This is a genomic window from Streptomyces sp. NPDC043854, from assembly GCF_056436005.1.
Window position 1 is genome coordinate 63,386 of record NZ_JBWKDK010000024.1, and the last position, 12,989, is coordinate 76,374.

Sequence of the window (12,989 nt, forward strand, 5' to 3'; positions counted from 1 at the left end):
CGGGGCGCTCAGCCCAGGGCCAGGACGATCAGCGCAGCCGCCGCCGAGGTCTCGGCCACGGCGCCGAAGACGTCCCCCGTGACCCCGCCGAAGCGGTGGACGCAGCGGCGCAGCAGCAGCTCCGCCGCCGCCAGGGCCAGCAGGACCGCGGCCGCCTGCCGGACGGCGGCGAGCGGGCCCAGCGGCAGGGCGGCGGCCGCGGCCAGGGCCGTGACGGCGGCGGCGGCCAGCGCGGCCGCGGGCCGCGGGACCACCCCGGCGACCGCCGCGCCCAGCCCTTCGAGGCGGGCCGGAGGCACGCCGTTCCGGGAGGCCAGCGTCATGGCGAGCCGGGCGGTGACGGCCGCCACGACCGCGGCGGACGCGCCGCGGACCCAGCCGTCGGCGTAGGCGTCGGCCAGCGCCCCCACCTGGATCAGCAGCAGCAGGAGCAGGGCGACCACCCCGAAGGGGCCGATGTCTGACCGCTTCATGATGCGCAGGGCCACGGCGGCCGGTTTGGCGCAGCCCAGCCCGTCGGCGGTGTCGGCGAGGCCGTCCAGGTGCAGTCCGCGGGTCAGGGCGGCCGGTACGGCCACGGTGACGGCGGCGGCGAGCAGCGGGCCCCCGCCGAGTAGCAGCAGGAGGGTGCCGGCTGCGGCCGCGAGCACGCCGACGACGAGCCCGGCGAGCGGCGCGCAGGCCATGCCGGTGCGGGCCGCGGGCCGGTCCCAGCGGGTGATGCGGGCGGGCAGCACGGTGAGCGTGCCGAACGCGAAGCGGATGCCGTCGGGCAGCGAGGCCCGTTCCGCGGGCGGGACCAGGCGCGACGGAGGGGGCTGGTCGTCGAACGTATCTGTCATCGGCGCGAACGCTACCCGCTCGGCCCGCCCGGTAAATTGCCCAATACGGGTCAAACGGGAAGCTGCCACATCAAGGAGCCGCGGTATGGGTCACTGGTGGTATCGGAACATCGTCGAGCCGGGGAAGCTCCCGCTGCTCCTCGCCCTGCTGTCGTTCATGATGTCGTTCCTGGTCACCCGTGTCATCACCCGCCTGATCCGGGCCGGCCGGGGGCCGTTCAAGAACGTCACGCCGGGCGGCCTGCACGTCCACCACGTGGTGCCCGGGGTGGTCCTCGTGATCATCGGCGGGTTCGGTGCCGTCGCCGGCGGCGCGCACGCTGTCGGCTCGCTGGTCTCCGCGGTGATCTTCGGGCTGGGCGCGGGCCTGGTCCTGGACGAGTTCGCCCTGATCCTGCACCTCGACGACGTCTACTGGAGCGAGCAGGGCCGCAAGAGCGTCGAGATCGTGGTGCTGACGGCCGCACTGGTGGCGCTGGTGCTGGGCGGGTTCATGCCCTTCGGGGTCAACGACCTGACGGCGGACGAGCGGCAGAACCGCGGCCTGGTGGTGATGAACACCGCCCTGAACTTCTTCCTGGCCCTGGTCGCCCTGTGGAAGGGCAAGGCGCGGACCGCGTTGTTCGGGACCGTCATCCCGTTCGTGGCGCTCATCGGCGCGATCCGCCTGGCCCGGCCGGGCTCCCCGTACGCGAAGCGGTTCTACGCGAACCGGCCGCGGGCCCGCGCCAAGGCGGGCCTGCGGGCCTTCCACCACGACCGGCGCTGGGCGGCCAAGCGCCGCCGGTTCGAGGACTTCATCGGGGGAACCCCCGACCAGGAGCGGGCGGCGGCCCCGAAGCAGCCGCCGCCACACTGAGGAGGGGGTTCACCCCGTGGGCGTCAGCCGGGGATGAGCCCGTCGTCGCTGAGCATCTCCCGGACCTCGGCGAGCGAGGCGTCGGGCGCGGGCAGGATCAGCTCGGACGGCTCCAGCGCGTCGTCGGGCAGCGGAACACCGAGCCGGCGCACGGCGTCGAGCAGCGCGTGCAGCGTGCGCCGGAAGCCCGCCTCGTCGCCGCCCTCCATCTCGTCCAGCAGCTCGTCGTCCAGCGCGTTGAGCTCGGCGAAGTGGCTGTCGGCCACCCTCACCTGGCCTTCCCCCATGATGCGGACAATCATGACGGGCCCCGTCCTACTGCTTGTCGAACCGGTGCTGGGTCTGCGACTGCTGAGTGGTGCCGGGGGTGCCGCCCTCGATGGCCTGCTGCTGCGCGGACGGGCCGCCGGCCAGCTCGGCCTTCATCCGCTGGAGCTCCAGCTCCACGTCCGTACCGCCCGAGAGGCGGTCCAGCTCGGCCTGGATGTCGTCCTTGGCGCCGAGGCCGCTCTGGTCGTCGAGGGCGCCGGAGGCCAGCAGTTCGTCGATCGCGCCCGCGCGGGCCTGGAGCTGGGCGGTCTTGTCCTCGGCCCGCTGGATGGCCAGGCCGACGTCGCTCATCTCCTCGGAGATGCCGGAGAAGGACTCGGCGATCCGGGTCTGGGCCTGGGCCGCGGTGTAGGTGGCCTTGATGGTCTCCTTCTTCGTACGGAAGGCGTCCACCTTGGCCTGGAGGCGCTGCGATGCCAGGGTCAGCTTCTCCTCCTCGCCCTGGAGGGTCTCGTGCTGCACCTGAAGGTCGCTGACCTGCTGCTGGAGCGAGGCACGCCGGGACAGCGCCTCGCGGGCCAGGTCCTCGCGGCCGAGCGCCAGCGCCTTGCGGCCCTGGTCCTCCAGCTTGGCGGACTGGCTCTGGAGCTGGTTGAGCTGCAGTTCCAGGCGCTTGCGCGAGGTGGCGACGTCCGCGACGCCGCGGCGCACCTTCTGGAGCAGCTCCAGCTGCTTCTGGTACGAGTAGTCGAGGGTCTCGCGCGGGTCCTCGGCCCGGTCAAGGGCCTTGTTCGCCTTCGCGCGGAAGATCATCCCCATACGCTTCATGACACCGCTCATGGGCTTCGCGCGCCCCCTTCTGACGGACTTCGCTCCAGGTCACCAACAGTTGCGGTCCTCGATCCCCCGAGTGACCGCCAACAGAACCCACAGTACGGGCCCTGTCTCCATTACCGCACTGTTCGTGAGCGGATGCGCTCCTCCTCCAGGACGACTGTGCCCCCGCCCCTGTCAGGCGGAAGGAGGAGGGGATCCCCCGACACACCCCGCACGAACCCTGCACCGGTCCAGACGCCCGCCGTTGCCGGATCGTTCCCCGGCGGGGTGGGGTACCGGTGCGCAACCACGTAGGCTTGGGTTTTGTGTTTGGTAGCCGTTCCTCCAAGGAAGAGAAGGCCGCCGCCACCGACAAGGTGAGCGCAGACCTCTCGAAGCCCCGTGACCCGCAGGCCCCGAAGGGCCGCCCGACGCCGAAGCGCGCCATGGCCCAGTCGCAGCGCAGGGCTGCGGTGGTCTCCACCGGCGACCGCAAGGAGGACGCCCGCCGCGCCCGTGAGCGGCGCCGGGTGGAGCTGGCCAAGCAGCGCGAGGCGCTGGCCAGCGGCGACGAGCGCTACCTGCCGGCCCGCGACAAGGGCCCGGTGCGCCGCTTCGTCCGCGACTTCGTCGACTCCCGCTTCTCCGTCGCCGAGATGTTCCTGCCGCTGGCCGTGATCATCCTGGTGCTGAGCATGATCCGGGTGCCGCAGATCCAGAACGTGGCACTGCTGCTCTGGCTCGCCGTGATCGCCCTGATCATCCTCGACTCGATCGGTCTGGCGTTCCGCCTGCGCAAGGCCCTGAACGAGCGCTTCGCCGACCAGCCGCGCCGCGGCGCCGTCGCGTACGGCCTGATGCGCACCCTCCAGATGCGCCGCCTGCGCCTGCCGAAGCCGCAGGTCAAGCGCGGGGAACGGCCCTGAGCGCAGACAGGCCCGGGGGGTCGGGGGACAGATTCGCACAGGGCGCCAGGCTGTGGCTCGAAGGCCTGGGCGGCCTGCGCAACGCCGTCCGCCAGGAACTCGTGGGCCGGCAGGTCGATGAGCAGATCGCGCAGCGCTTCCCGGTCGGGCAGCGGCTGCGCGTCCTGGACGTGGGCATGGGCCAGGGCACCCAGGCGCTGCGGCTCGCCCGCGCCGGACACCGGGTGACCGGGCTGGAGCAGGACCCCGGCATGCTGGCCGTGGCCCGCGCCGCGCTGGAGGCCGAGCCGCCCGGCATCCAGGACCGGGTCGAGCTGCTGGAGGGGGACGGGCGCGAGACCGGCGCCCACTTCACCCCGGGCAGCTTCGACATCGTGCTGTGCCACGGCGTACTGATGTACGTGCCCGAGCCGGACGCGATGCTGGCCGGGCTGGCCCGCATGCTCGCCCCCGGCGGACTGCTGTCCCTGCTGGTGCGCAACGGCGACGCACTCGCGATGCGGCCCGGGCTGGACGGCGACTGGTCGGGCGCACTGAACGCCTTCGACACCGTCGACTACACCAACCGGCTCGGCCTGGACGTACGGGCCGACCGGCTGTCCGACCTCACGTCCACGCTGTCCGGGATCGGCGCACCGCTGCACGCCTGGTACGGCGTACGCGTCTTCACCGACGGCACCGAGGCCGGCGGGACGCTCCCCCCGGACGAGGATCTGGAGCGGCTCCTGGCCGCCGAGGACCGTGCCGGGCGGACCGACCCCTACCGCGCGGTGGCGGCGCTGCTGCACCTGTGCGGTGTCCGCGGCTGACCGCCGCTCCCCCGCGCACCGTCCCGCACCATCTCGAACCACCCCCCGTACGGCCCCCGACACGAGGCGGCCCCGGGCCCCTGCCGGGACCCGGGGCGCACCCGCCGCCCGCGCGGAGCGCTCGGGCCGGGCCGGGTCAGGCGTCCAGCGCCTCGCGCAGGCTCATCGCGTACAGCTCGGTGCCGCTGTCGTCCGACAGCTTCACCCGCTCGGTACCGCCCTCCAGCAGTTCCTTCCAGTACTCACCGATCCAGGACTCCGCGTCGCCCTGGGTGGGGAACTCCTCCGGGGTGACCGCAGGGGTCGTCTCGCTGCCGTCGGCCGTCTCGAACCGCCACGTCCACGCCATGTCCGCCTCCGTTGCTCGTCCGCTGCTCGCGTTGAGTCTGCCCGCAGAGTAGCCGGGCGCGCACCAGTCCCGGCGACGCGGGAGGATCTTCTCGTGGAACTCACTCTGCTCGGCACCGGTACACCCGAAGGACTGCCCCGCCCCGGCTGTCCCTGCGCCGCCTGCGCGGTCTCCGTCGGCCCCCGGGCGCGCGCCGCGACGTCCCTGCTCGTCGACGGGGCCCTGCTGCTCGACCTGACCCCCGGGGCGGTCCTGGCGGGGGCCCGCGCCGGGCACTCGCTGGCGGGCGTACGGCAGGTCCTGCTGACCCATCCGCACGACGGGCCCTCGGTGGAGCTGCCGCCCGGGCTGCCCGCAGCCGTACGCGTGCCCGACGGGCGGGAGCTCGCCGTGATCAGCGGCCACCGGGTGCGCGCGGTGCCGATGGACGCGCCCGGCACCGGGTACGAGGTGACCGGCCCGGACGGCAGTCGGCTGCTGTACCTGCCGCCCGGCGCGGCGCCGGCCGGGCAGCAGCGCGGCGGGCTCGGGTTCCCGCAGCGCCCGTACGACATGGTCCTCGCGGACGTGCTGGGCCGGCCGGAGGCGCTGGCCCGGCTCCGGGCGGAAGGCGCCGCCGGGCCCACCACGGACGTGATCGCCGTGCACCTGGACCACGACACCCCGCCCGGGCGCGAGCTGGAGCGGCGGTGCGCGGCGGCCGGGGCGCGCGCGGTGCCGGACGGAACGACGGTGACCGTGGGCGAGTACCACGCGGTGCCGGACCTGCCGCGCCGGACGCTGGTGCTGGGCGGCGCCCGTTCCGGGAAGTCCCTGGAGGCGGAGCGGCGGCTGGCGGGCTTCCCGGAAGTGGTCTACGCGGCCACCTCGGGGACGCGCGAGGGCGACCCGGAATGGGCGGCGCGGGTCGGGCTGCACCGGGAGCGGCGGCCCGGGAGCTGGCGCACGGTGGAGACCTGCGAGCTGGCCCCGCTGCTGGCGGAGGGCGGGCCGCCGCTGCTGATCGACTGCCTGGCGCTGTGGCTGACGGACGCCATGGACCGGGCGGGTGCCTGGGACGACGCGGTCTGGGCGGGCCGTGGCCGCAAGGAGCTCCGGGAGCGGATGGCGGAACTGGTGGCGGCCCTGCGGGCGACCCGCCGCACGGTGGTGGCCGTCAGCAACGAGGTCGGCTCGGGCATCGTCCCCGCGACCGCTTCGGGGCGCCGCTTCCGCGACGAGCTCGGGCGGCTGAACAGCGCGGTGGCGGCCGAGTGCGAGCACGTCCTGCTGGTGGTCGCCGGGCAGGCGCTGGTCCTGAAGGACTGACCCGGCCCCGCGGCGGCGCGGCCGCGGACGGCGCCGGGCCGGGACCGGACACGGGGCCGGGAACAGGGCCGCGAGCCGGGCCGGAAAGGGGGCCGCGGGCGGGGCCGGGAAGGGGGCCGCGGGCGGGGCCGGGAACGGGGCTTGGGCAGGGCCTTACCGGCTGTACGCTCTGGCAGATGACCACCCTGAATCTCGACGACTTCTCCGATCTCATCGAGCGCCCCGACGGCGGCGTCCGCCGCGACGCCGAGGAACGCCGTGCGCGGCTGGCCGTGCCGGCCGGGGCGCTGGGGCGGCTCGACGAGCTCGCCGAGTGGCTCGCCGCCGCGCAGGGGCGGGTTCCGGTCAAGCCGATCGAGCGGCCGCGGGTCGTGCTCTTCGCCGCCGACCACGGGATCGCCTCCGCCGGGGTCTCCGCACGGGCCGCCGGCAGCGCCCACGAGCTGGTGCGCTCCGTACTCGACGGGGCCGGGCCCGTCTCGATCCTCGCCGGGCGGTTCGGGGCCTCGGTGCGGATCGTGGACGCCGGACTGGACTGCGAGCCCGGCCTGCTGCCCGAGGACGTGGTCCGGCACCGCGTGCGCCGCGGCAGCGGCCGGATCGACGTCGAGGACGCCCTCACCCGCGAGGAGGCCGAGGAGGCGATCCGGCTCGGCATGCGGATCGCCGACGAGGAGGCCGACTCCGGCACCGACCTGGTGGTCCTCGGGGACCTGAGCGTCGGCGGCACCACCGTCGCCGCCGTGCTCGTCGCCGCCCTGTGCGGCACCGACGCCTCGGTGGTCACCGGCCGCGGCGGGCAGCCCATCGACGACCTGGCCTGGATGCGCAAGTGCGCGGCGATCCGGGACGCGCTGCGCCGGGCCCGCCCGGTCCTCGGCGACCAGGTGGCCCTGCTCGCAGCCGTCGGCGGGGCGGACGTCGCCGCGATCACCGGCTTCCTCCTCCAGTGCGCGGTGCGCCGTACGCCGGTCATCCTCGACGGGGTCGTCGCGGCGGCCTGCGGACTGGTGGCCCAGCGGGCCGCGTTCCGCTCCCCGGACTGGTGGCTGGCCGGCCAGGCGAGCGGCGAACCCGGCCAGGCGAAGGCCCTGGACCGGATGGCACTCAACCCCGTGCTCTCGCACGGCGTCACCGTAGGGGAGGGAACCGGGGCCCTGCTGGCGCTTCCCCTGGTCCAGGCGGCCGCCGCGCTCGCGGCGGAACTGCCGGAGCGGGCCGAGCCGGAGCCGGAGTCGGAGCCGGAGCACTGAACCGCCGGGGAGCCGCGGCCACAACCGGCCACGGCTCCCCGACTCGGCCAACCGTGGTCGGCGGCGCCCCATATGATCCGTTTCATGGGAGAGGCCCGCTTGACCAGCGCAGATATCGACCGGAATGCCGCAAAGACGGCACAGCCCCCGCAAGCCCGACAGGCTCCACAGGACCGACAGGCCCCACAGGACCGGCAGCCCGTGAAGGGCACCGCGAAGGACGCCGACGGGAAGAAGGACGAGGGCGGCGGCGGCCGCGGATCCGTCCGCTCCCGCCGCAGCGCCGCCTTCGCGGTCTGGTACCTGCGGGCCGTCACCTTCGTGAACTTCCTCAGCGCGGTGTGGGTTTCCCTCGGCCAGGACCTGCGCCGGCACAACACCGAGGACTTCTACACCCCGTACCTGCTCACGGCGGGCTTCGCGTCCGGCCTGTTCTCGCTGCTGCTCGCCGTCACCATGGGCCGGCGCAAGCGGGCCGCGTGGATCCTGAACGCGGTGCTGGCCGGACTGCTCCTGCTGGCCTTCGCCGTGGCCGCCTTCGCCCCGTGCACCGGCGGTGAGTTCGACGTCTGCTACCCGGAGTTCCGCGACCACACCCAGAACTGGGTCTCGCTCGCCCTGACCGCGGCGTTCGTCGGCGCCCTGCTGCTGGGCCGCAAGGAGTTCTACGCCAAGGGCGACCGCTCCAACCCCAAGCTGGCCACCGCCGTCGCCGCCGTCGGCCTGCTGGCCACCTCGCTGCTGGCCGCGCTGATCGTCGGCGCCGCCAACACCGACCCGGACGCCTCGAAGGCCACGTTCCTCGCCCGCTGGCGCTACGGCGCGATGCGGCTGATCACCCTGGACCCCGACGCCCGCGACTACGCGGCCATCACCACCCCCGCCTGGGTGGACGTCGTCATCAACATCATGTCGATGGTGCTGCTGCTCGCGGTGCTGCTCGCCGCGTTCCGCTCCCGCCGGGCCGTGGACCCGATCACCGAGGAGGACGAGGAGAAGCTGCGCGCGCTGCTGGCCAAGCAGGGCGACCGCGACTCCCTCGGCTACTTCGCGCTGCGCCGCGAGAAGTCCGTCATCTGGTCCCCCACCGGCAAGGCGGCCGTCACCTACCGCGTCGTCGGCGGGGTCTCGCTGGCCTCCGGCGACCCGATCGGCGACCCCGAGGCCTGGCCCGGCGCCATCGACCCGTGGCTGGCCGAGGCCCGCGAGCACGGCTGGGTGCCCGCGGTGATGGGCGCGAGCGAGGAGGCCGGTCAGATCTACGCCCGGCACGGCCTGGACGCCCTGGAGCTGGGCGACGAGGCGATCGTCGAGACCGCCGAGTTCACCCTGGAGGGCCGCGCGATGCGGACCGTCCGGCAGGCGTTCAACCGGGTCAAGCGGGCCGGCTACAGCGTCCGCATCCGCCGGCACGCCGACATCCCGGCCGAGGAGATGGCCGAGCTGGTGCGCCGCGCCGACGACTGGCGCGACGGCGCGACCGAGCGCGGCTTCTCCATGGCGCTGGGCCGGCTGGGCGACCCGGCCGACGGCCAGTGCGTGATGCTGGAGTGCACCGACGGCAACGGCGACCTGCGGGCGCTGCTGTCCTTCGTGCCGTGGGGCCCCAAGGGCCTGTCGCTGGACCTGATGCGCCGTGACCGCGACTCCGAGAACGGTCTGATGGAGTTCATGGTCATCGAACTCCTCGAGCGTTCCAAGGAGATCGGCGTCACACAGGTCTCGCTCAACTTCGCGATGTTCCGCTCGGTCTTCGAACGGGGGTCCAAGCTCGGCGCGGGTCCGGTGCTGCGCATGTGGCGCTCGATGCTGAGCTTCTTCTCCCGCTGGTGGCAGATCGAGTCCCTCTATCGGGCCAACGCCAAATACCGGCCGATCTGGGAACCGCGGTTCATGCTCTTCGAGAAGAGCTCCGACCTGCTGCGGATCGGTATCGCCGCGGGCCGGGCCGAGGGCTTCCTGGAGGCTCCCGGGCTGCCGAAGTGGCTCAACCGCAGGCATCTGGAGACCAATCGTTGACAGCGTGGCCGACGACCCCACTGCGGCGGTTCGCCCGCCGTGAGTGGGGGTCCCTGTTCGGGACCGTCCGGGAGGCCCTCGTCCGCGACCGCCGGCGGGCCGCCCCGATGACCCTGGGGGCCGTCTGCCTGACCTCCGTCTTCCAGCTCGTCCAGAACACGCCCTGGGGGTTCCAGCCCGTCCAGAACCTCGGGTCGGTCAAGGCCGCCGACCCCTTCTGGCTGGCCCTGCTGCGGACCCCGCTGTCCCTGTTCGTCCCCGCCCCCGACCTGCCGGTGTGGGGCGCCCTCGCCCAGATCCTGCTGGTGTTCGGGGTCGCGGAAATCTCCATCGGCTGGTGGCGCACGCTGGCCGTCGGCTACGTCGCCACCCTCGCCGGGACCGCGTACGCGCGGCTCGGGCTCGCGCTGGAGCCCGGCCATCCGCTCGGGCTGCCGCTGTCCGACCGGATCGTGGGCGACACCGGCCCGTCGGCGGCGGTCGTCGGCCTCGCCCTCTACCTGTGCTGGCGCCACCGGGCGTACCTGACGGGGGCCCTGGTGATCGCCGCCATGATCGGCGAGGTGCTGCTCAAGGACAACCTGGCCGGCAAGGAGCACCTCGCGGCCCTCGCCGCCGTCCTCGGCCTGTGCCTGGCCCTCGCCGCGCGGGGGCGCGGCGACCGCCGGACCGCCCGGGCCGGAGCAGGCCGTACCGTATCGGGGTGACGACAGACCTCGGGCCGTTCCCCGCCACCCGGACGTGGCTGCGGGCCCATCCGCTGGCCACCGACGCCGTGCTGGCGCTCGGGGCGCTCGTCGCCATGGTCCTCGGCTCCTTCGTCGACCCGCGCGGCCCGCACGGGCCGACCTTCGGCACCCGCACCCCCGATCCGTTCTCGCTCGTGCTGATGCTGCTGGCCGCGGCGGCCCTCGTCTTCCGGCGGCGGCGCACCCGCGCCGTGCTCGCCGCGACCATCGGGCTGTCCGTGGTGGAGCTCGCCTCCGGCGAGCCCCGGGCGCCCGTCGCCATGGCCGCCGTGATCGCCCTGTACACGCTGGCCTCCCGCACCGACCGGCCCACGACCTGGCGGATCGGCCTGCTCACCATGGCGGGCCTGACGGGCGTGGCCATGCTGGCCGCCGGCCCGCTGCCCTGGTACTCGCAGGAGAACATCGGCATCTTCGCCTGGACCGGGATGGCCGCGGCCGCGGGCGACGCGGTCCGCAGCCGGCGGGCCTTCGTCGACGCGATCCGGGAACGGGCCGAGCGGGCCGAGCGGACCCGCGAGGAGGAGGCCCGGCGGCGGGTCGCCGAGGAGCGGCTGCGGATCGCCCGCGACCTGCACGACGTGGTCGCCCACCACATTGCCCTGGTCAACGTGCAGGCGGGGGTGGCCGCGCACGTCATGGACAAGCGGCCCGACCAGGCCAAGGAGGCCCTGGCCCACGTACGGGACGCCAGCCGCTCGGCACTGAACGAACTGCGGGCCACGGTCGGCCTGCTGCGCCAGTCCGGGGAACCGGAGGCGCCGACCGAGCCGGCCCCGGGGCTGGCCCGGCTCGACGAGCTGGTGGACACCTTCCGGCACGCCGGGCTGCCGGTGAAGGTGATGGTGGACCTGGACCGGGACAGCGGAGCGCTGCCGGCGGCCGTGGACCTGGCGGCGTACCGGGTCATCCAGGAGGCGCTGACCAACGTGCGCAAGCACGCGGGCCCGGGTGCCAGCGCCGAGGTCAGCGTGGTCCGGGTCGGTGCCTCCGCCGAGGTCACCGTCCTCGACGACGGCGGCAGCGAAAGCGGAGGCGGCGGGGCGGATCCCTCCGCCGCGGCCGCCGCCCCGGGCGGCGGGCACGGGCTGCTGGGGATGCGGGAGCGGGCCGGCGCCCTGGGCGGCTCCTGCTTCGCCGGGCCCCGCTACGGCGGCGGCTACCGGGTGCATGTCATCCTGCCGGTGAAGTGAACTGACGTGCAGTGGCGTGCAGTGACGTGACCGGGGGGCTCAGCAGGTCCGGCGCCAGGCCCCCAGCTCGTACCGCTTCTGGAGGGAGCTGAGGTTCAGCTTGCGCGCGAGGCCGCAGAACCGGCTCGTCGGAAGCTCGTACTCGACGTGGAACACTGCCTTCCCCGCGGTGGTGAAGGGGGTCAGCTTCTCGCACTCCTCGTACTGGGCGCACTGCTCGTTGACCGCGAAGTCGAAGTCCCCCACCAGCTGCGGGATCTGGTCCAGGTCGTTCTTCAGCCCGACCGCGAGCCCCCGCTCGTGGGCGAGCCGCGCGATCAGCCGGTTGTAGAGCAGTTGGTCCCCGGCGGTCAGCGGGAAGCCGGAGTCGTTGGTGTAGCCGTCCATGTTGTCCGGCTCCACCGCGTCGAAGCCCTTGTCGCGGCACATGTCGAACCGCTTGGCCATGAGCGGCTCCAGTTCGGCTCGGCGCCGGATGTCCAGCCAGCGCTCGCCCTCCCAGCCGTTGCCCTTGCCGAGGAGTCCCTCGGGGAAGGCCGCCGCGTCGGGCCGGAAGTCCTCCCAGGCGCCGGTGGACAGGTAGCAGATGGTCCGGCGCCCGGCCTTCTTCAGCGTCTCGACCTGCTCCGCGGTCGTGGTGAAGCCGTCGACGTCGTACACGGGCGCCTCCACGGAGGTGTCGAGCTTCCCGGTGAGCTGCCACTGCCAGCCGGTGCCGGGCCGCGGCTGCCACCGCCCCTCCGGTGCGGGGGCGAGGCCCGGTTCCGGCTCCGCGCCGTCCGGCTCCGCGGTACAGGCCGCCAGGAGCAGCAGCGGGAGGAGCAGCAGCGCCGCCCCGCGCCGCCCCGGCGGCCGCGTCCGCGCCGGGCGCCCGGCCGCCGGGGGCGTCACTGCGCGTCCAGGAGCGCGTTCGGGAGGGTGCCCCAGGGGTGCGCGCCGGTCCCGGGGACCGCGCAGTGCACGGCGGCCCGGCGCTGCCGGGCGAGCTCGGCGGCGGGCGCGCCCGGGGGGACGGCGTACACGAGGTGGCAGAACCGGCCGGCGGGGTGGTCGGCGGTCCAGGAGGGCACGGCCGCGTCCCGGTAGGCGTCCCAGGGCCCTTCGAAGGTGACGAGCAGGTCGGCGAGTTCGGCGTAGCCGGGGTCCGGGTGGATCCCGTGGTTGAGGACGACGGTGCGGGCGCCCGCGGCCCGGGCCGCGACGGCGAGCCGGCCGTAGTGGCCGAGGAGCGCCGGGTCGGGGGCGGCCTGGTCGAGGAAGGCCCCGTCGGCGCCGTACCAGTCGCGGTGGCGCAGCAGGTCCCGCACCACGTCGGCGTGGGGGCGGCGCCCGTAGTCGGTGTCGGTGTAGCCGAGGACGGGCACGCCGGCGTCGCGCAGCCGCTCGGCGACGACGGCGAACCGCGCGTCGCGGGCCTCGCCCGGCCCGCTGGCCGGGTTGAGGACCACCGAGTGCAGCCGGCCCGCGGAGCGGATCAGCAGCTCCCAGTCGTCGGGCCGGTCGTCGGGGTGCTCGTAGAGCGGCACCAGCAGCATGGGGTCCTTCTTCTCAGACGGGTCGGGTCGTACGGGTCACGGGGGTTGTACTACGGGCCGT

Annotated in this window: 14 protein-coding genes; 8 read left to right on the top strand and 6 right to left on the bottom strand. The window is 74.4% G+C overall.

Features of this window, described 5'->3' with window-relative positions; translation table 11 throughout:
• Positions 1-8 precede the first annotated feature (8 nt).
• Entirely contained in the window at positions 9-842 is an 834-nt protein-coding gene (locus AC068A_RS22150; protein ID WP_478587349.1) for an adenosylcobinamide-GDP ribazoletransferase, read from the bottom strand.
• 85 nt (positions 843-927) lie between these two features.
• On the opposite strand from AC068A_RS22150, the gene AC068A_RS22155 reads away from it, so the two are divergent.
• Complete coding sequence (locus AC068A_RS22155; RefSeq protein WP_478587351.1) at positions 928-1,701, top strand: hypothetical protein; 774 nt, start codon at positions 928-930, stop codon at positions 1,699-1,701.
• A gap of 23 nt (positions 1,702-1,724) precedes the next feature.
• Here the strand turns inward: AC068A_RS22155 and pspAA are convergent, their stop codons facing one another.
• Complete coding sequence (gene pspAA / locus AC068A_RS22160) at positions 1,725-2,003, bottom strand: PspA-associated protein PspAA (RefSeq protein WP_478587353.1); 279 nt, start codon at positions 2,001-2,003, stop codon at positions 1,725-1,727.
• Between the two features lie 13 nt (positions 2,004-2,016).
• Positions 2,017-2,811, bottom strand: coding sequence for a PspA/IM30 family protein (locus AC068A_RS22165; protein ID WP_478587355.1), 795 nt, complete (start codon positions 2,809-2,811; stop codon positions 2,017-2,019).
• Positions 2,812-3,104: 293 nt separating this feature from the next.
• On the opposite strand from AC068A_RS22165, the gene AC068A_RS22170 reads away from it, so the two are divergent.
• Entirely contained in the window at positions 3,105-3,713 is a 609-nt protein-coding gene (locus AC068A_RS22170; RefSeq protein WP_478587356.1) for a DUF3043 domain-containing protein, read from the top strand.
• 101 nt (positions 3,714-3,814) lie between these two features.
• Positions 3,815-4,522, top strand: a complete 708-nt coding sequence (locus tag AC068A_RS22175; RefSeq protein WP_478587358.1) for a class I SAM-dependent methyltransferase — start codon at positions 3,815-3,817, stop codon at positions 4,520-4,522.
• Between the two features lie 136 nt (positions 4,523-4,658).
• On the opposite strand, the gene AC068A_RS22180 is transcribed toward AC068A_RS22175, so the two are convergent.
• Positions 4,659-4,871: a hypothetical protein gene (locus AC068A_RS22180; protein ID WP_478587360.1), complete on the bottom strand. Its 213-nt coding sequence runs from the start codon at positions 4,869-4,871 to the stop codon at positions 4,659-4,661.
• Positions 4,872-4,964: 93 nt separating this feature from the next.
• Here AC068A_RS22180 and AC068A_RS22185 point away from each other — a divergent pair, with 93 nt between their 5' ends.
• The 5 genes from AC068A_RS22185 (at position 4,965) to AC068A_RS22205 (ending at position 11,393) form a co-directional block, all read left to right on the top strand.
• A complete protein-coding gene (locus tag AC068A_RS22185; protein WP_478587362.1) occupies positions 4,965-6,179 on the top strand; it encodes a bifunctional adenosylcobinamide kinase/adenosylcobinamide-phosphate guanylyltransferase in 1,215 nt (404 codons plus the stop codon).
• A 176-nt stretch (positions 6,180-6,355) separates the two neighbouring features.
• The gene (gene cobT, locus AC068A_RS22190) at positions 6,356-7,432 is read left to right on the top strand and encodes a nicotinate-nucleotide--dimethylbenzimidazole phosphoribosyltransferase (RefSeq protein ID WP_478587364.1); all 1,077 of its coding nucleotides are present in this window, start codon (positions 6,356-6,358) and stop codon (positions 7,430-7,432) included.
• A 72-nt stretch (positions 7,433-7,504) separates the two neighbouring features.
• Positions 7,505-9,451, top strand: a complete 1,947-nt coding sequence (locus AC068A_RS22195) for a phosphatidylglycerol lysyltransferase domain-containing protein (protein WP_478587366.1) — start codon at positions 7,505-7,507, stop codon at positions 9,449-9,451.
• Positions 9,448-10,158, top strand: a complete 711-nt coding sequence (locus tag AC068A_RS22200; protein WP_478587368.1) for a hypothetical protein — start codon at positions 9,448-9,450, stop codon at positions 10,156-10,158. The genes AC068A_RS22195 and AC068A_RS22200 overlap by 4 nt, the downstream gene beginning before the upstream one ends.
• Positions 10,155-11,393 carry a sensor histidine kinase gene (locus tag AC068A_RS22205; RefSeq protein ID WP_478587370.1) on the top strand — a complete coding sequence of 413 codons (1,239 nt, stop codon included), beginning with the start codon at positions 10,155-10,157 and terminating at the stop codon, positions 11,391-11,393. Before AC068A_RS22200 ends, AC068A_RS22205 begins: the two co-directional genes overlap by 4 nt.
• A gap of 39 nt (positions 11,394-11,432) precedes the next feature.
• Here the strand turns inward: AC068A_RS22205 and AC068A_RS22210 are convergent, their stop codons facing one another.
• Together AC068A_RS22210 and AC068A_RS22215 are read right to left on the bottom strand one after the other, a co-directional pair.
• Positions 11,433-12,284 carry an endo alpha-1,4 polygalactosaminidase gene (locus AC068A_RS22210; protein WP_478587372.1) on the bottom strand — a complete coding sequence of 284 codons (852 nt, stop codon included), beginning with the start codon at positions 12,282-12,284 and terminating at the stop codon, positions 11,433-11,435.
• The gene (locus AC068A_RS22215) at positions 12,281-12,928 is read right to left on the bottom strand and encodes a spherulation-specific family 4 protein (protein ID WP_478587374.1); all 648 of its coding nucleotides are present in this window, start codon (positions 12,926-12,928) and stop codon (positions 12,281-12,283) included. The genes AC068A_RS22210 and AC068A_RS22215 overlap by 4 nt, the downstream gene beginning before the upstream one ends.
• Between the last annotated feature and the right edge of the window lie 61 nt (positions 12,929-12,989).